This is a genomic window from Leifsonia sp. Y878, from assembly GCF_057669685.1.
The window spans coordinates 74,662-92,316 of sequence record NZ_JBYHFS010000006.1 but is presented as its reverse complement, the minus strand read 5'-3'; the positions used below and the strand labels follow the sequence as shown (position 1 = coordinate 92,316).

The window sequence follows — 17,655 nt, the reverse complement described above, 5'->3', positions numbered from 1 at the left end:
TGGCTTCGGCGGCGAGGCATAGGCTTGCGTCATGCATGGTGAATACAAAGTTCCAGGCGGCAAGCTCGTTGTCGTTGACCTCGATGTCGTCGATGACACGATCGCGAACTTCAGGCTGGCCGGGGACTTCTTCCTGGAGCCCGACGAGGCGCTTGAGGCGATCAACGAGGCTGTGAACGGGCTGCCGGCCACCAGTGACGCTGCGTCGCTCGCGGCGGCCGTGCGCGCCGCATTGCCTGAGGGCGCGACGCTGCTGGGGTTCAGCCCTGAGGCTGTTGCTGTGGCGATCCGCCGCTCACTGGCTCATGCCAGCGGATGGCAGGACTACGACTGGAACATCGTCCACACGAAGTCGGTTTCCCCTGCCATGCACCTCGCCCTCGATGAGGTGCTCACCACTGAGGTGGGGGAGGGCACCCGCAACCCAACGCTGCGCATCTGGGAGTGGGAGGAATCGGCCGTCGTCATTGGCAGCTTCCAATCGCTGAAGAACGAGGTCGACCCAGAAGGGGCGCGCAAGTACGGCTTCGACGTCGTCAGGCGCATCTCCGGCGGCGGCGCGATGATGATGGAGAAGGGAGCGGTCATCACATACTCGCTCTACGTGCCGGCCGAACTCGTGCAGGGCATGAGCTTCGCCGATTCATACGCGTTCCTCGACGAGTGGGTGATCGTCGCACTGAAGTCGCTCGGCATCGAGGCCAGCTACCAGCCGCTCAACGACATCACCAGCCCGAAGGGAAAGATCGGCGGCGCCGCCCAGAAGCGTTTCGGAAACGGTGGAGTGCTGCACCACGTCACGATGAGCTACGACATGGACGGCGAGATCATGGTGCAGGTGCTGCGCATCGGTCGCGAGAAGCTGAGCGACAAGGGCATCACGAGCGCAGCCAAGCGCGTCGATCCGCTGCGCAGCCAGACCGGACTCTCACGCGCCGAGATCATTGAGCGGATGAAGCAGACCTTCGTCGGCCTGTACGGCGCGACGCAGGGAGACATTACTTCGGAGGAATATGCCAGGGCCGAACGCCTGGTCGAAGAGAAATTTGCCACAGAGGCGTGGTTGACCCGTGTTCCGTAGCCCCCATTCGACGTGACCCGTGCAGCGATGGGCCCCAGTTTGAGACGCCCAGCGGGCGCCCATTTAATTCACAGCCAATCGAGGAGGATAATTGCCGTGGGGCAACTTCACCGTCCCACGCAATTTGACAGGGAGCTCCGTTGAACGGAAATGCCACGACGAGGCACCAGAATGTCGCCCTGTTGTCGGTAGCGAGCACGATCGCACCGAGAATTACGACCTCTGAAGAGATCGACCACCGACTTGCCCCTGCCCTGAAACGGCTGCGACTGCCACAAGGCCTGCTCCAGCGCGTCGCCGGTGTGCACGAGCGTCGCAACTGGGACGAAGGCCAGAAGTTCGACGACGCGGCGGTATCAGCCGGCAAGCGCGCCCTCCAGGCTGCAGGCATCGAGCCTGGCCAGGTCGGGCTGTTGATCAACACCTCTGTGACGCGCAAGCATCTTGAGCCGTCGGTCGCCGTGCGCATCCACCACGGTCTTGGTCTGCCGTCGTCGGCGAGCAACTTCGATATCGCAAACGCCTGTCTCGGGTTCGTCAACGGGATGACGCTTGCCGGCCAGCTCATCGACGCCGGACAGATCGACTACGCGGTCGTCATCGACGGCGAGGACGCCGACGAGATCCAGACCAACACGATCGAGCGGCTCCGCAGCTCCGAGATCGGCCGCAAGGATTTCATGAGTGAGTTCGCCAGCCTGACCCTGGGCTCCGGCGCGGCCGCCGCGGTCCTCGGCCGGGCAGACGCACATCCAACAGGGCACCGGATGCTCGGGGGCGTCAGCCGCGCCGCTACCCAGTTCAACGATCTCTGCGTCGGCAGTGTCGACGGAATGTTCACCGACGCCAAGGCACTGCTCAAGGGCGGAATGGAGCTCGTCGTCTCGGCGTGGACCGAGGCCAAGCCAGACTGGGACTGGTCTGGGATGCACCGCTATATCCTGCACCAGGTCTCCGATGTGCACACCGACGCGATCCTGAAGGCCACGGGCATCGACCGCTCACGGGTGCCGCTCACCTACCCGAAGTTCGGCAACGTCGGACCGGCATCGATCCCCATCACGCTCGCGGCAGAAGCCGAGAGCCTGAAGCCTGGCGACCGGGTACTCCTGATGGGCGTCGGCTCCGGTCTCAACACGGCCATGATGGAAATCGTCTGGTGACGTCTTCCCTGCCACGCTCCACCTCCACCTCCACACCGGCCCCGGCCTCACGCCCGCCCGCCGGGCTCTCCGGGCTCGACCCGGCCTTCTCGCGCCTGGTCGATGTGCCGGAGCGCGACAAGGATGGGCAGAACACCGGCGCAACGCGACGCTGGCACGTACTCGACAACGCCGCGGAGCTTGACCGGCTCGGCGTTCAGCCCGTCGGCACCGTGCTCTGCGTGCACGGCAACCCGACCTGGTCGTACCTCTGGCGGCGCATGGTCGCCGCGGCGACGGCTGCGGCGACTACCGCAGCGAGTACCGCCGCGACTACAACGGATGCCGCCACTCCGGTCGGCGACGTCTGGCGCGTCATCGCAGTCGACCAGCTGGAGATGGGCTTCTCGGAGCGCACCGGGCAGCCGCGCGCACTCGAGCGTCGGGTTCTCGACCTGGCCGACTTCACCGCCGCCATCGAACTCGACGGCCCTGTCGTCACCCTCGGGCACGACTGGGGCGGTGTTGTGTCCATGGGCTGGGCCGTCGACCACCCCGAGTTGCTGGCCGGTGTCATGCTGCTGAACACGGCTATCCACCAGCCGGAGGGCACCCCGATTCCCGCCCCCCTGCGGCTCGCCCTGCGCCAGGGTGTGCACGGGTTGGCGACGGTCGGCACGCCGGCGTTCCTCGAGACGACGCTCGCCCTGGCGCATCCGCCACTGCCTGCCGACGTCAAGCGCGGCTATCGGGCGCCATACCGTGGTGCGGCTCGTCGCGGCGGTATCGGCACATTCGTCGCCGACATCCCGGTCGACGCCCAACAGGAGAGCGCTGCTGAACTCGACCGGATCGCAGAGGGAGTGCGGCATCTCAACGTGCCGGCACTGCTCCTCTGGGGCCCGCGCGACCCCATCTTCAGCGACCGCTACCTCGACGACCTCATTGAGCGGATGCCGCACGCCGATGTGCACCGCTTCGAGGGCGCTGGCCACCTCATCGCCGAAGACGTCGACTACGCGGCAGCGACCCTGACCTGGCTGGGCGACCACCGCCCGGGCGTCGACGCCGCCTCTGCACAGCATTCAGCGGACGACGCTGCAGAACCGGCCGCGACGCGATCCGAGTCCGACTCTGACTCCGAGTTCCGTCCGCTCTGGCACTACCTCGACGAGCTGGGTCACAGCACCGAGACGGCATTGATCGAGATGGTGCCGTCCTCTGGCGCCGCTCCGCGCGTGGTCAGCTGGCGACTCCTGTCGACCCGGGTGCGCCAGATCGCCGCCGGGCTCGCCCGCATCGGCGTGAAGAAGGGCGACAGGGTCTCCCTGCTTGTGCAGCCGGGAGCCGACCTCACCGCGGTGCTCTATGCCTGCATCCGCATCGGCGCGATCGTCGTTGTCGCCGACGCGGGTCTTGGCCTCCGTGGCCTGACCAGGGCCGTGCGCGGCGCCCGGCCAGACCATGTCATCGGTGCTCTGCCGGGGCTCGTCGCCGCACGCGCCCTCAGCTGGCCCGGGCAGAAGATCTCTACCGTCCGCCTTCCCTCTGCTGCCGCCCGCGCGCTCGGTATCTCGTATGTGCTCGCCGATGTCGCCGCACTCGGCGCGGACACTGATGGCGCCGCGACCCTGCCACCGGAGCCGTCCCCAGACGACACCGCCGCCATCCTGTTCACCTCAGGGTCGACGGGGCCGGCGAAGGGCGTCGTGTACACCCACGCGCAGCTGTCGGCCGTGCGCGACGCCCTCTCCGCGCAGTACGGCGTCGGCGTCGGAACCGGGCTGGTTGCCGGATTCGCGCCGTTCGCGCTGCTCGGCCCGGCGCTCGGAGCCAGGTCGGTGACCCCAGACATGGACGTGACGAGCCCGAAGACGCTCACCGCCACGGCCGTCGCCGCTGCGGTGGCCGCGGTCGACGCAACGGTCGTCTTCCTCTCGCCGGCCGCGCTCACGAACGTCGTGGCCACGTCCGACAGGCTCACCCCGTCGGATCATCGTGCGCTCGACGGAGTCCGCACCTTCCTCTCCGCCGGTGCACCGGTGTCAGAACGGCTGCTCAGCGCAGCGGCCAGGCTCATGCCCGGCGCGAGCGCGCACACGCCGTACGGGATGACCGAGGGCCTGCTCATGACGGACATCTCGCTTGACGGCATCCGTTCGGCCTCAGCGGATGCTGCGTCCGATGATGCAGCCCAGCACGACGACACCGCCACCGCTGGCGGCGTCTGCGTCGGGGTGCCGGCAGCCACGACCCTGGTGCGGATCAGCGCGCTCGACGAGCACGGCGCAGCCACGGGGGAGCCCGCAGAACTGCCGGGCGTGACCGGGGAGATCGTCATCTCCGCCCCGCACATCAAAGACCACTACGACCGGCTGTGGCTCACCAACCGGGCGTCGGCGCTCGGCACCACGAGCGGCCAGCGCTGGCATCGCACGGGTGATGTCGGACACCTCGACGCCGCAGGCCGGCTCTGGGTGGAGGGGCGCCTCCCGCACGTCATCACCACGCCTGGCGGAGTGCTCACCCCTGTCGGCCCTGAGCAGCGGATCGAATCGGTGCCCGGTGTCGCGCGCGCGGCCGCCGTCGGCGTTGGCCCTGCCGGTGTGCAGCAGCTGGTTGCGATCGTCGAAACCGAACCAGCTGCACGCCGCGTCGGCCTGGCCTCTCCGGAGTTGGCCGCCGCCGTTCGCAGCGCCGCAACCGAGCCCGTCGCCGCGGTGCTTGTCGTGCCGAGGCTGCCCACCGACATCCGTCACAACTCGAAGATCGATCGCTCTCATCTCGCTCGCTGGGCTGCCGACATTCTCTCCGGCGGACGCATGGTGCGACCGTGAGAGTTCTCGTCACCGGTGCCAGCGGCCTGCTCGGTCGCGCGGTCGCCGCAGCAACTCTGGCCGCAGGGCATGAGGTGCGCACCTTCCAGCGGCGGCCGTCCGGCGTGCCGGGGGTCAGCGATGTGCTGGGCTCCGTCACCGATCCCGATGCGCTCGCTCGTGCCGTCGACGGCATGGACGCTGTCGTGCACCTCGCCGCGAAGGTGTCACTGGCCGGCGACCCAGCCGAATTCGACACGGTCAACGTCGGGGGCACCCGCGGATTGATCGCGGCACTCACGGCAGCAGCGGCAGCGGATGCCGGTAACCGGCGCCTCGTCTACGTGTCGTCGCCGTCGGTCGCGCATTCTGGCGACTCCATTGTTGGAGATCGCGCGATGCCGGCGGACCCGGCTCAGGCCAGGGGAGACTACGCCCGCACGAAGGCCGAAGCTGAACTGCTCGCGCTGGCCGCCGATTCGCCGAGTCTGCGCGTTGTCGCCGTTCGCCCCCACCTGGTCTGGGGCCCTGGGGACACCCAGCTGGTCGCTCGCGTCGTCGATCGGGCGCGTTCCGGCCGGCTTCCCCTGCTCGGCCACGGCGCGGCACTGATCGACTCGACGTACATCGACAACGCGGCATCCGGAATCGTGGCTGCCCTCGAACGAGCAGAAGACGTGCACGGCAGGTCGTACGTGATCACCAACGGTGAGCCGCGCCCTGTTGCCGAACTGTTGGCCGGAATCTGTGCCGCGGCCGGCGTGCGCGCCCCTGGCTGGCGCGTGCCGGCCGGGCTGGCCAGAACCGCCGGATCCGCGATCGAAGCGGTGTGGCGCATCCGCCCTGGTGTCGACGAGCCTCCCATGACGAGGTTCCTGGCCGAGCAGCTGTCGACGGCACACTGGTTCGACCAGCGCCAGACCCGCACAGAGCTGCAGTGGACACCGGCCGTCTCCGTGGACGAAGGACTCCGCCGCCTCGCGACTAGCTACTCCGAATCGGTCTGACCCGCTTCTGCCCACTGCACTGCGCGCGTTAGCGCCCGCGCGTCAGGAGGTCCTGGTATTCGGCGTGCTTGTCGATCCAGAACGTGACGTACGGGCACTCGGCCACGACGGGAAGCGCCGTTCGCACGCGCACGTCATCCAGCGCTTGTTCAACGAGGGCGCTGGCCAGCCCGGCGTGCCGCCTGGACGGGTCGACTTCGGTGTGGGTGAACCGGATCTCGTGACCGTTGGTCACGTAGTCGAGCAGTCCAGCCATGTCATCGTCGAGCCAGACTGTGTACCGCGCGAGCGCGGGTTCGTGCCGCACCTCGACGGTGTGCGCTGACTGCTCTGTGTGCGCTGGGTGCCCGGTGTGCGCTGAGTGCACTGTGTGTGCTGAGTGCTCTGGGGCGGTCGATTCGTTCGCTGACAATTCGGAAGTCATCTTGAGAGAGTATTCCGCCTGACAGAATGAAGGAATGCCAATTGCGTGGTCACAGACGTCTCCCAGCCGTGTCATCCACGCCGATAACCTCGACGTGCTCCCGACGATTCCCGACGGTTCCTTCACGCTGATCTACCTGGATCCACCGTTCAACACCGGGCGAGTCCAGAAGCGCCAGGCCACCACGTCCAAGCGCGCTGTCGCGAAAGACGGCGCCCACGCCGTCGGGACGATCACCGGGTTCAAGGGCCAGCGCTACGAGCGGATCAAGGGCGACCTGCTCGGATACGACGACCAGTTCGAAGACTATTGGGCGTTCCTCGAGCCCCGGCTGATCGAGGCCTGGCGCCTGCTCGCCGACGATGGAACCCTCTACCTGCACCTCGACTACCGCGAGGCACACTACGCAAAAGTACTGCTTGACGCGCTTTTTGGCCGTGAGTGCTTTCTCAATGAACTCATCTGGGCGTACGACTACGGCGCCAAGTCGAAGAACCGCTGGCCGACGAAGCACGACACCATCCTCGTGTACGTCAAGAACCCCGACACCTACTACTTCGACTCGGCAACGGTCGACCGCGAGCCGTACATGGCGCCCGGCCTCGTGACGCCAGAGAAGGTAGCAAAGGGAAAGCTGCCAACGGATGTCTGGTGGCACACCATCGTGTCGCCCACCGGCAAAGAGAAGACCGGCTATCCAACGCAGAAGCCGATCGGCATCCTGCGACGGATCATCCAGGCGTCGTCCAGGGAGAACGACTGGGTGCTCGACTTCTTCGCCGGCAGCGGCACGACCGGCGCCGTGGCGGCGTCGCTGGGCAGAAATTTCGTGCTCATCGACCAGAATCCAGAATCCATCGCGGTGATCCGCGAGCGATTTGACCATCTGCCCGACGTGGAGTTCGTGCTCGAACCCTCACCAGCTCCCGTCGGCTGAGCGCACGTCCAGCCGCGGTCTGGAAGACTGGACTCATGAGATTCCGCGTCTTCACTGAACCGCAGCAGGGTGCCACGTACGACGATCAGCTTGCCGTGGCGCAGGCGACCGAGAAGCTGGGCTTCGACGCCTTCTTCCGCTCAGATCACTACCTCGCCATGGGTGGCGACGGCTACCCTGGCCCAACGGATGCCTGGACCACGCTGGCCGGCCTCGCTCGCGAGACCGAGCGCATCCGTTTGGGCACCCTGGTGTCGAGCGTGACCTACCGGCCGCCGGGAATCCTCGCGATCCAGGTGGCCCAGGTCGACCAGATGTCGCGCGGCCGCGTCGAGCTTGGCCTCGGCACTGGCTGGTTCGCCGAGGAGCACGCCGCCTATGGCATCCCGTTCCCCGCCAAGCGTTTCGGCATGCTGGAGGAGCAGCTCGAGATCGTGACCGGCCTCTGGAGCACGCCGCTCGGGGAGCGCTACAGCTTCACCGGCCAGCACTACGAGCTGGTGGACTCTCCTGCGCTGCCGAAGCCGATGCAGGAGCGCATCCCGGTGATCGTCGGCGGTGGCGGCGCAAAGCGCACCCCGGCGATGGCAGCGCGATTCGCGACAGAGTTCAACCTGCCGTTCCCCGACTTCGCCGACATCCCGGCCAAGTACGCCGGTGTTCGGGCAGCCTGCGAGGCCATCGAGCGCGATCCGAACGAACTCGTCTACTCGGCGGCTCTCGTGGTCGCGACCGGTGCAGATGAGGCAGAGTTCACCCGGCGCGCTGCCGCCATCGGGCGGGAACCGGCCGAACTGCGCGAGCACGGCCTCGCGGGAACGGCTTCAGAGGTCGTCGACCGCCTGGGTGCGCTCGAAGCGGATGGCGTCGAATGCGTCTACCTGCAGGTTCTCGACCTCGCCGACCTCGACCACCTGGACTTCATCGCCCGCGAGATCGTGCCGCAGCTGGCCTAGGCTCCGCAGGTCGAGGAGCGCCCGAGGAACGAGGTCGCGTCTCGAGACCCTTCGTCGCGCGGCGCTTACGCCGAGTCGCGCACCACGAGAGACGTCGGCAGGCACGTGACGTGCTCTACGGGTGCGCCCTCAATCAGTCTGACCACGATCTCTGCCATGGTGGTGCCCATCTCCACGGCAGGCTGGTGCACCGTGGTGAGCGCTGGGGTCGCTCCGGCTCCGAAATAGTCATCGTCGAACCCGACAACGGCGATGTCGCCGGGAATCGACAGGCCCCGCTCGTGCAGCACGGTGTACGCCCCGGCGGCCATCTGGTCGTTGGCGGCGAACAGCCCGTCGATGGGCACGCCGCGATCCAGGAGCCTCCGCATGGCTTCGGCACCGGATGCCGGCGAGAAGTCCCCGAATTCCACCAGGGTGTCATCGAGCCCAGCGTCGGCGAGAGCGGTGCGCCAACCGGCCAGCCGGTCGACGCCGGGCGGCATGTCCTGCGGACCGGCAATTGTGGCGATGTTCCGGCGGCCCTGCGCGATCAGGTGTGTGGTGGCGGTCAGTGCACCGGCAGCGTTGTCGACGTCCACGTAGTAGATGTCACCCTCATTGAGGGCCAGCGGCCGGCCACCGAACACGGTGGGCAGCGCATGCCCGAGGTGGGCGAACGAGTGGTCTCCGGTGTGGTGCGAGACAACGATTGCCCCGTCGACGTTGCCGCCGAGCAGGTAGCGTCTCGTCTTCTCCGGGTGGTTCTCCGACGAGATGAGCATGGTGAGCGTGTAGTCGGTCTCGGCCAGGCTCAGTGCGACGCCCTGCACGACGGAGGCGAAGAACGGGTCGGTGAACACCTTCGCCAGCGACTCAGGTACCACGAGAGCGATGGCGTGGGTGCGCCTGCTGGCCAGCGACCTGGCTGCGCGGTTCGGAACGTAGTTGAGGGCGGCGATGGCCTCCCGCACGACGCTGGCAACTTCAGGGTTCACCGTGGGTGAATCATTGACCACGCGTGAGACCGTGGCCCGAGAGACCCCGGCCAGCGCCGCCACCATTTCAAGTGTCGGTACGGGCCGGGGGGTCGATGAATCTGGTGTCACTGTGATCTCCGAGAACCTGAGCAAGCGTCTGACTGCAGTGTCTGACTGCTGGGTTCAGTGTAGAGGCACCGCAACGGCGGAGTTGATCGACTTGATGAGCTCCGCATAGGCAAGCCCGCTGTCCTTGACGGTGCGAACCTGCGTGTCATAGTCGACCCGCACAATTCCAAAGCGCTTGCCGTAGCCCCACGACCACTCGAAGTTGTCGAGCAGCGACCACACGAAGTAGCCACGCACGTCGGCGCCGTCATCAATGGCGTTCTTGACGGCCGCAATGTGATCCATGATGAACGCCGCCCGCTGGTAATCATGCACGCGGCCGACCTCGCTCACGACGTCCTCGTATGCCGCGCCGTTCTCCGTGATGTACAGCGGCGGCAGGGTGTCATACTCGGCCGTGAGGCGCACCAGCAGCGTGCGGAGCCCGCCAGGGTTCACTTCCCAGTTCATGGCGGTGCGCGGCAGTCCGCGACTCGGGAAGGTGATGTACTCAGAGCCAACCCACGGGGATGCTGCCTGGCGAAGAGCCCCGCCGGAGTGTCCGTCCGCGCCTGTGTCGTCTGGATGCCCGCTGATGACGTCGTCGTGATAGTGGTTCACGCCGAGGAAGTCGATCGGGGCTGAGATGATCTCCAGGTCACCGGGTTCGATGACCTCGCTGAGACCGAACGGTTCCAGGTCCTCGAGCGAATCCGCCGGGTACTCGCCGCGCAGGATCGGGTCGAGGAAGATCCGGTTCTGCAGCGAGTCGAAGCGGCGGGCCGCCTCCAGGTCGACTGGGTCGGTCGCATCCAGCGGGATGGCGTTGCTCAGGTTGAGCGTGATGCCGAGATTCTCGGCGCCCAGCTCTCGCAGCGCGGTGACGGCCAGGCCGTGTGCCAGGTGCTGGTGGTGCACGGCGGCTATGGCGGCGCGCGGCTCGGTGCGGCCAGGGGCGTGAACGCCGGACGCATACCCGATCAGCGACGAGCAGAACGGTTCGTTGAAGGTGGTCCAGTGCGTGACCCTGTCGCCGAGCGCGGCGTAGACATCCGTTGCATATTCCGCGAAGCGGTATGCGGTGTCGCGGTTCGCCCAGCCGCCCTTCTCCTCAAGGGCCTGAGGCAGGTCCCAGTGGTACAGGGTGAGCCACGGCAGGATGCCGGCCTCGAGCAGCTCGTCGACGAGCCGTGAGTAGAAGTCGAGTCCGGCAGGGTTCACGGCGCGGTCCCCTGGACGCACCCGCGCCCAGCTGGTGGAGAACCGATATGAACCGAGACCGAGCTCCTTCATCAGGCGCACATCATCCGGCATCCGGTGATAGTGATCGACAGCCACGTTCAGGTTGTCACCGTTGGCGATAGCGCCTGGGACGCGCGCGAACGCATCCCAGACCGAATCTTCCTTGCCGTCTTCGTGTGCAGCGCCTTCGATCTGTGCCGCGGCGGTGGCCGAGCCCCAGATGAAGCCTTCCGGCCAGTTGGCCTGTGCGAGTTCCTGCTGTGGCATTAGCCCTTCACCGCTCCTTGCATGATTCCTGAAATTAGCTGCTTGCCCGCGATGATGAACAGCACGAGCAGCGGGATAGTCGAGAGAATTGCCCCGGTCAGTACCACCGGGTAGTCAACATATCGAGCCGATTGCAACTGCGAGAGCGCTGTCTGCAGTGTCGGGTTCGACGAGTTGAGAACGAGAAGCGGCCAGAGAAAGTCCGTCCAGGCCATCATGAACGTGAACAGGCCGAGAATCGCCATGGCAGGCCGGGCTGCCGGAAGTGCGACGTGCCAGAACGTGCCGATCATGCTGGCCCCGTCAACCCTGGCGGCCTCGATCAGCTCATCTGGGATGACGTCGACGAGGTACTGGCGCATGAAGAACACGCCGAATGCCGTGACGAGCGTCGGCACGATGACCGCGCCGATCTCGCCCGTCCAGCCCCACTGCCGCATGAGCATGAAGAGCGGGATGATGCCGAGCTGGGTGGGAATCGCCATGGTGCCGACGACGAAGACCATGAGCCAGTTGTTCCCCTTGAAGCGCAGCTTCGCGAACGAGTAGCCGGCCAGCGTCGAGAAGAAAACGACGGAGATGGTGATGATGCTCGAGATCAGAATGCTGTTGCCGAGTGCCTGCCAGAACGGGATGCTGTCGAGAACTTCACCGACGTTGATCCAGAACCGGCCGCCGGGCAAGAGCGGTGGCCAGGTCTCGCCCCTGGCCGAGTTGTCGCTCGATCCCATGACGAACGACCACCAGAGCGGATACGCCGATGCGGCGAGGAAAGCGGTCAGCAGGCCGTAGACCAAAAATCCTGGCCTGGCGTCGATACCCATCTGCTTGCGCCGCTTCGGAAGGCGGGAGGAGCTGGAAGCGGATGCCGGGGCGTTGCCGCTGGCAGGCGCCTCGATGGGCGGGGTTGCGATTGCCTGGCTCATAGTCGTGACTCCTCTGCACTCGCGTCGAGGGCGAGTTTCGCTGACGTACCCCTCTGCTCTGCACTGTCGTAATCTGTGCTGCCGTTATCTGCGCTGCCGTTATCTGCGCTGCCTATACCGGCACTGCCTTTATCGGCGCTGAGCGCGTCCAGCTTTCGTCGGGTGCGTTTTTTCGTCACCCGGGCTTCTGTCGAGGCGATTCGCTTTGAGATCAGGAAGTTCAGCACGCCGAACGCGACGATGATGAGGAACAGGAGCCAGGCGATAGCGGATGCCTCGCCGAAGTTCTGCCGGAAGAACGCCATTTCCCAGAGGTAGAGCACCGTGGTCTGGAACTGGCGCGCAGAGCCACCCGCGGTCACCGGGTCGAACAGGCGCGGCTCCGTGAAGATCTGCAGTCCGCCGATGGTGGCCGTGATGATGACGAAGATCATGGTCGGGCGGATGCTGGGCACGGTCATGCTGAAGAAGCGACGGATGGCGCCTGCGCCGTCGATCGCGGCAGACTCGTGGATGTCGCGAGGCACAGACTGCATGGCGGCGAGCAGGATGAGGGCGTTGTAGCCCGTCCAGCGCCAGTTCACCATGGTGGCGATCGCGATGTGGCTGGGGAGGGTCTCGGTCTTCCACATGACAGCGTCGAGGCCGAACGAGCCGAGGATGTTGTTGATCAGCCCGTACTGCTCATTGAACATGTTGGTGAAGATGAGCGAGACGGCGACGGGCGTAACGATGTACGGCAGCAGCACGCTCATGCGCCAGAAGGTCTTCGCCCGAATGTTCTGGTCGAGCACCGCTGCAATGGCGATGGCTGCGATGAGCTGCGGGATAGACGAGAGCAGGAAGATGCTGAAGGTGTTGAACAACGAGTTCCAGAAGAACCTGTCGTTCAGCACTGCGACGAAGTTGTCGAGTCCCACGAAGTCGCCCTGGCCCTTGAGCAGGTGCCAGTCGAAGAGGGAGACCACGAACGTGTAGACCAGCGGGAACAGCCCGATGAGCGCGAAGAGGATGAAGAACGGCGCAATGTACAGGTAGGGAGACGCCTTGACGTCGAGGCGGCTGAAGCGTTGGCGAAGCGCTGAACGTTCATGCCGGGGCGTCGGTGCCATCGCTGGGGTGGTCACCTCTTCCACCTCCGGCGGGCTGGTGCTGAGAGACATGGTGATGCTTTCTTTCGAGCGGGCTGGACAGCTCCCGCCAGGCCCGACCTGTACGGTGCGAGCCTGGCGAGAACGGGGGAGTGCTAGTTGTTGACGACGAGTTCGTCGATCAGCTTGAGGGCTTCATCCCAGCCGGTCTTCGCGTTCAATTCGCCGGCTTCGACGCGGTCGAGCACGGCCTGGAAGACGTTCTCCTGGATGACCGAGTCGTCAGGACCCTTGAACTGGGCGGTAACACCCTTTGCGCGCTCCGCGAGGATGGCGCCAACCGGCGCTCCCTGGAAGAACTCGTTCGGGGTGGCATCTGCCGCAAGGGTTTCCTGCGCCTCGGTGGTGCTCGGGAAGGTTCCAGCTGCCTCGAACTGCTTGACCTGCTGGGCAGGCTCGGTGAGCCAGGCTGACAGCGCGGCTGCCTCGGCCTGGTGCTTCGACGTGGTCGGAACGGAGAGGAACGCGCCGCCCCAGTTCGATGCTCCACCGGGGTTCACATCAGCGAAGTCCCAGCCGGTGCTGGCGTCGCCGCCGCCGGACTCGGTGTTGCCCTGTACGACTCCGAGCATCCAGCCTGGGCAAACGAAGGTGGCGAAGCTGCCATCAACGAAGCCCTTGCCGCCGCCCCAGTCCCAACGGGCCTGCTTGGCCGAGAGGCCATCTGAGATGCCCTGGGTGATCCAGCCCCAACGCTCTTCGAGGTCGGCATTGCCGTCGACGTTGAGTTCACCGTCGGCGGTGTAGTAACCCTCGTCCAGCTGGTTGACCATGGAGTTCCAGACGAAGCTGGACTGGTCGAACCAGGCCTTGCCCGTTTTAGCCTTGTACTCGTTGCCGAGCTTGAAGTACTGGTCCCAGGTTGCGTCGGCGCCACCGAAGAGGGCGGCAACTTCCTCGCGGTCGCTGGGGAGGCCAGCAGCTTCGAACAGTGCGCCGTTGTAGCAGAGGCCCTGCGGGCCGATGTCGGTGCCGTAGCCGATGACTCGGCCGTCGGCATCCGTGCCCTGGGCCAGCTTCCAGTCGACCCAGCGGTCGCTGATGTCGTCTGCGCCGAACTCCTTGAGGTCGGTGAACTGGTCGGAGACCTCCATGACGGAGCCAAGCCAGCCTTCCTCGATGGCGACGACGTCGCTGAGGCCGGTGCCGGCGGCGAGCTTCGTGAACAGGTCGGTACGGGCGTTTCCGCCGGTGTCGATGTTCGTGGCCTTGATGGTGATGCCCGGGTTGGCGGCCTCATATTCCTTGTAGAGGTCGTCGTAGCCGAACGTTCCGAACGTGGTTACGGAGAGTTCGATCGGGTTGTCGGTCGAGCCTGCGTCGCTGCTGTTTGCTGAACAGCCGGTTGCGACGAGCGCGAAAGCTGCTGCGCCGGCAACGGCAGCGACAGCGGTGGTGCGTCGTGAGAGCTTCACGGTCACTCCTTTGTGTGTGTGCGTGATGGGAGAGTATGAGAGCGCTCTCTCATCAGCTGTGAGAGCGCTCTCACGTATTACAGATGACAACATAGGGTGCCTTGCATCATGCTGTCAAGAGAGCGCTCTCACGTAAGCGCTTCCACTTTGGATCCGGGTACCACCAGCAACGGATGCCGGTCAAGACTTGGTGGCCTGCCCCGGAAGTTTCACGTCCCTGGTGTGCGTTCCCGGTTCCACGAGCGCGCCCATCGAGTCGGCTGCACCCCTGGCATGGCCGGACATTTCGGTGATTTCCTGGTCTGGGCGAACCGGACGACCCGGACGCGCCCCGACTGGACCTGCATTAGCTCCCGTCCCCACATCGGCACGAGCACCGGCACCGACCGTGGCACCCACGTGTTCAGCGCCGACTTCCTCCGCGCCCACTTCCTCATCAATTTCTGCGCCGACACCCATGTCGTCGCCCTCGCCGGCGCCCTCAGCCACCGCGGCCTCCGCCACTGCAGCTTCTAACCCAGCCTCAGCTTCTGCTTTCTCAGACTTGGCCGCCTCATCTGCGGCTTCCTGCAGGGCAGACGTCTTCCGCAACGGCGGTGCCTTGAGGAACCAACTGACGATGAACGCGACAAACACCACTACGAAGCTCACCCAGAACACCGTCACCGATGCATCGTTGAACGCCACCAGGAACGGATGCTTGAGCACCGGGCTGGCCGAGTCGAGAAACGCCGTGTCGCCATCGAGTGCGGTACCGAGCCCGCTCGGGTTTTGCAGCAGCTTGAGCACCTCTGCGTTGTTCGGATCATCCCGAATCGCCGGATTCTCTGCGGCAGCCCTCAGGCTCTCGATGGTCGATGGTTCGCTGAAGACGGCCCTCATAGTGTCTGGAATTCGGGTGAAGAGCACAGAGAACAGCACGGCAGTGCCGAGAGTTCCACCGATTTGCCTGAAGAAGGTCGATGCAGCCGTCGCCACCCCAATGTCTGGTGCGCCAACAGAGTTCTGGCTTGCAATGGTGAGCGTCTGCATGAGCTGGCCGAGGCCAAGGCCGACAAACAGCATCCCCACCATCATGAAGGTGACAGGGCGGTCGGCTGTGGCAAATGTCATCCAGCCGAACCCGAGTGACATGAACGCCGTGCCGATCACGGGGAATTTCTTGTAGTGGCCTGTGCGCGCGATCAATTGACCGCTCACGATCGACGAGATCATGAGCCCGAGAATCATCGGAAGCAGGAGCAGGCCGCTCTCGGTCGGCGTCGCCCCGTTGACCAGCTGCAGGTAGAGCGGCAGCGTCATCATGGCGCCGAACATTCCGAAACCGACGAGCACGCCGAGTACGGTTGCCACCGAGAATGTGGGCGACCGGAAGAGCTTGAGTGGGATGAGCGCGTCGTCACCCATGAGCTTCTCGGCGATGATGAATGCCACAATGCCGAGCGCGCCGACCACGTAACAGGTGATCGCATCCGCAGAGCCCCACCCCCAGTTGCGGCCCTGTTCCGCCACGAGCAGGAGGGGAACCGTCGCGACGATGACCGTCGCGGCGCCCCACCAGTCAATGCGCACATCCCGTTTGAAGCGGGGAATATGCAGGAACCGCAGCACCATGACCAGCGCGACGAGTCCGACAGGGATGTTGATCAGAAACACCCAGCGCCAGCCAGGAATCCACAGGATCTGCGTCGCCCCAGCGAACAGCCCACCGAGCAGTGGCCCGATCACGCTGGAGATGCCGAAGACGGCAAGGAAATATCCCTGGTATTTGGCGCGCTCACGCGGTGCCAGGATGTCGCCCATGATCGTGAGCGGCAGCGCCATCAGGCCGCCTGCACCGAGTCCCTGCACCGCGCGCGAGAGGGCGAGGCCGTACATGGACGTGGCCATGCCAGACAGCAACGAGCCGATGAGGAAGATCGTGATGGCGATGATGAACAGCGCGCGCCGCCCGAAGAGGTCGCTCAACTTGCCGTAGATCGGTGTGCTGATCGTGGACATGATCAGATACGCCGTTGTCACCCACGCCTGCAGGGCCAATCCGTCGAGGTCGTCCGCGATTGTGCGCATCGATGTGCCGACCACTGTCTGGTCGAGGGCGGAAAGGAACATGCCTGCCATCAGGCCAAAGATCACTAAAAGGATCTGCCTGTGAGTCATGATGGGCGCTGGAGAGCCCGTTGTTGACGTGGCGTTCATCGAACGCGAAACTACGCCTCGTTCACCCGGATGACAATGAGTTTGGGGCGATGCCGGGTTGCTCCCGGCGTGGATGCCCTGCGGGGCTATGCTCGAAATCGTGTCTGAACCTGGCCGGCATCCCGGTGTCTCGAAGCGTGTTCGCCGCCGCCGCGCCCTCGTCCTGGTGGGCGGATTCGTCGTGCTCGCGATCGTTGCAATCGCTTCCGGCATAGCCTCCGCGCGCGACTCCTCTGATGCGTCACCGGTCGCGTCAACGGCCACCATCGCTCCGAAGTCGAGCGCGACTCCGCTGCCAGACAAGACCCCACGGCCGAGCCCGACAGATTCGCCTGTGCCCACCGTCGTGCCAACGTTCAACAAGGCGGCTCAATCGATCGACGATCCGAACAGCCTCTGGGTCGTCGTGAACAAGACCAGGCCGCTGAATCCCACGAACTTCGAACCAACGGATTTGGTTGATGTGCCCGTGCCGCACACGTGGGCTCCGCGCATGCGCGCGGAAGCCGCCAACGCCATTGTCAGTATGTTCTCCGCAGCCTCCGCCGAGGCCGGGTTGACGCTCGCCTCGAACAGCGCGTATCGCAGCTACGACTCGCAGGTTGACGTGTACAACCAGGATGTCGCGGCAAACGGTCAGGCCTTTGCCGACACGAGCACGGCGAGGCCGGGCACGAGCGAGCACCAGACAGGGCTCACCATGGACATCGGTGCCTCGTCAGGAAACTGCTCTCTGAGCACCTGTTTTGGGGACACCCCAGAGGGAATCTGGCTCGCTGCCAATGGCTGGCGATTCGGGTTTCTGTTGCGCTACCCGGCCGACAAGCCTGACATCACTGGCTATGCATTCGAGCCCTGGCACTATCGCTACATCGGCACAGACCTGGCGGCAGAAATGCACAACACGGCCACGACAACGCTCGAAGAGTTCTTCGCGTTGCCTGCCGCGCCGAACTACGGATAGGGGTCATCCTCTCCACCTCCGGTGCATGAGCTTCATATGCTCTACACAGGTTTCTGCCACG

Annotated in this window: 14 protein-coding genes; 7 read left to right on the top strand and 7 right to left on the bottom strand. The window is 65.3% G+C overall.

Annotated elements, in window-relative coordinates:
• Window positions 1-31: 31 nt before the first annotated feature.
• From lplAB to AC25Y4_RS16655, 4 genes are all read left to right on the top strand, one after another.
• A complete protein-coding gene (gene lplAB / locus AC25Y4_RS16670) occupies window positions 32-1,081 on the top strand; it encodes a lipoate-protein ligase LplAB (RefSeq protein ID WP_488121561.1) in 1,050 nt (349 codons plus the stop codon).
• A gap of 140 nt (window positions 1,082-1,221) precedes the next feature.
• The gene (locus AC25Y4_RS16665; protein ID WP_488121560.1) at window positions 1,222-2,244 is read left to right on the top strand and encodes a 3-oxoacyl-ACP synthase III; all 1,023 of its coding nucleotides are present in this window, start codon (window positions 1,222-1,224) and stop codon (window positions 2,242-2,244) included.
• Window positions 2,241-5,060: an alpha/beta fold hydrolase gene (locus tag AC25Y4_RS16660; protein WP_488121559.1), complete on the top strand. Its 2,820-nt coding sequence runs from the start codon at window positions 2,241-2,243 to the stop codon at window positions 5,058-5,060. Before AC25Y4_RS16665 ends, AC25Y4_RS16660 begins: the two co-directional genes overlap by 4 nt.
• Window positions 5,057-6,046 (top strand): NAD-dependent epimerase/dehydratase family protein, encoded by a 990-nt coding sequence (locus AC25Y4_RS16655; protein ID WP_488121558.1) that lies wholly within the window; start codon window positions 5,057-5,059, stop codon window positions 6,044-6,046. Before AC25Y4_RS16660 ends, AC25Y4_RS16655 begins: the two co-directional genes overlap by 4 nt.
• A 28-nt stretch (window positions 6,047-6,074) precedes the next feature.
• On the opposite strand, the gene AC25Y4_RS16650 is transcribed toward AC25Y4_RS16655, so the two are convergent.
• Complete coding sequence (locus AC25Y4_RS16650; RefSeq protein ID WP_488121557.1) at window positions 6,075-6,470, bottom strand: GNAT family N-acetyltransferase; 396 nt, start codon at window positions 6,468-6,470, stop codon at window positions 6,075-6,077.
• A gap of 34 nt (window positions 6,471-6,504) precedes the next feature.
• Between AC25Y4_RS16650 and AC25Y4_RS16645 the strand changes: the two genes are divergently transcribed.
• Both AC25Y4_RS16645 and AC25Y4_RS16640 read left to right on the top strand, forming a co-directional pair.
• A complete protein-coding gene (locus AC25Y4_RS16645) occupies window positions 6,505-7,407 on the top strand; it encodes a DNA-methyltransferase (protein WP_488121556.1) in 903 nt (300 codons plus the stop codon).
• 35 nt (window positions 7,408-7,442) lie between these two features.
• Window positions 7,443-8,363: an LLM class F420-dependent oxidoreductase gene (locus tag AC25Y4_RS16640; RefSeq protein WP_488121555.1), complete on the top strand. Its 921-nt coding sequence runs from the start codon at window positions 7,443-7,445 to the stop codon at window positions 8,361-8,363.
• Window positions 8,364-8,428: 65 nt separating this feature from the next.
• Here the strand turns inward: AC25Y4_RS16640 and AC25Y4_RS16635 are convergent, their stop codons facing one another.
• The 6 genes from AC25Y4_RS16635 to AC25Y4_RS16610 form a co-directional block, all read right to left on the bottom strand.
• On the bottom strand, window positions 8,429-9,451 hold the full coding sequence (locus AC25Y4_RS16635) for a LacI family DNA-binding transcriptional regulator (RefSeq protein ID WP_488121554.1): 1,023 nt from the start codon (window positions 9,449-9,451) through the stop codon (window positions 8,429-8,431).
• 54 nt (window positions 9,452-9,505) lie between these two features.
• Window positions 9,506-10,939: a GH1 family beta-glucosidase gene (locus tag AC25Y4_RS16630; RefSeq protein WP_488121553.1), complete on the bottom strand. Its 1,434-nt coding sequence runs from the start codon at window positions 10,937-10,939 to the stop codon at window positions 9,506-9,508.
• A complete protein-coding gene (locus AC25Y4_RS16625; RefSeq protein WP_488121611.1) occupies window positions 10,939-11,763 on the bottom strand; it encodes a carbohydrate ABC transporter permease in 825 nt (274 codons plus the stop codon). The genes AC25Y4_RS16630 and AC25Y4_RS16625 overlap by 1 nt, the downstream gene beginning before the upstream one ends.
• A 98-nt stretch (window positions 11,764-11,861) precedes the next feature.
• Complete coding sequence (locus AC25Y4_RS16620; protein ID WP_488121610.1) at window positions 11,862-12,977, bottom strand: carbohydrate ABC transporter permease; 1,116 nt, start codon at window positions 12,975-12,977, stop codon at window positions 11,862-11,864.
• A 134-nt stretch (window positions 12,978-13,111) separates the two neighbouring features.
• Window positions 13,112-14,437 (bottom strand): ABC transporter substrate-binding protein, encoded by a 1,326-nt coding sequence (locus tag AC25Y4_RS16615; protein WP_488121552.1) that lies wholly within the window; start codon window positions 14,435-14,437, stop codon window positions 13,112-13,114.
• Window positions 14,438-14,611: 174 nt separating this feature from the next.
• Entirely contained in the window at window positions 14,612-16,630 is a 2,019-nt protein-coding gene (locus tag AC25Y4_RS16610; protein ID WP_488121551.1) for an MDR family MFS transporter, read from the bottom strand.
• Window positions 16,631-16,730: 100 nt separating this feature from the next.
• Between AC25Y4_RS16610 and AC25Y4_RS16605 the strand changes: the two genes are divergently transcribed.
• Window positions 16,731-17,594 (top strand): M15 family metallopeptidase, encoded by an 864-nt coding sequence (locus AC25Y4_RS16605; protein WP_488121550.1) that lies wholly within the window; start codon window positions 16,731-16,733, stop codon window positions 17,592-17,594.
• Window positions 17,595-17,655: the final 61 nt, after the last annotated feature.

What these genes read in the sequence shown, in the direction of transcription:
- lplAB (WP_488121561.1), top strand. Translation starts at nt 32, where the DNA reads ATGCATGGTGAATACAAAGTTCCAGGCGGCAAGCTCGTTGTCGTTGAC.
- AC25Y4_RS16650 (WP_488121557.1), bottom strand. Translation starts at nt 6,470, where the DNA reads ATGACTTCCGAATTGTCAGCGAACGAATCGACCGCCCCAGAGCACTCA.
- AC25Y4_RS16645 (WP_488121556.1), top strand. Translation starts at nt 6,505, where the DNA reads ATGCCAATTGCGTGGTCACAGACGTCTCCCAGCCGTGTCATCCACGCC.
- AC25Y4_RS16640 (WP_488121555.1), top strand. Translation starts at nt 7,443, where the DNA reads ATGAGATTCCGCGTCTTCACTGAACCGCAGCAGGGTGCCACGTACGAC.
- AC25Y4_RS16630 (WP_488121553.1), bottom strand. Translation starts at nt 10,939, where the DNA reads ATGCCACAGCAGGAACTCGCACAGGCCAACTGGCCGGAAGGCTTCATC.
- AC25Y4_RS16625 (WP_488121611.1), bottom strand. Translation starts at nt 11,763, where the DNA reads ATGGGTATCGACGCCAGGCCAGGATTTTTGGTCTACGGCCTGCTGACC.
- AC25Y4_RS16620 (WP_488121610.1), bottom strand. Translation starts at nt 12,977, where the DNA reads ATGGCACCGACGCCCCGGCATGAACGTTCAGCGCTTCGCCAACGCTTC.
- AC25Y4_RS16610 (WP_488121551.1), bottom strand. Translation starts at nt 16,630, where the DNA reads ATGAACGCCACGTCAACAACGGGCTCTCCAGCGCCCATCATGACTCAC.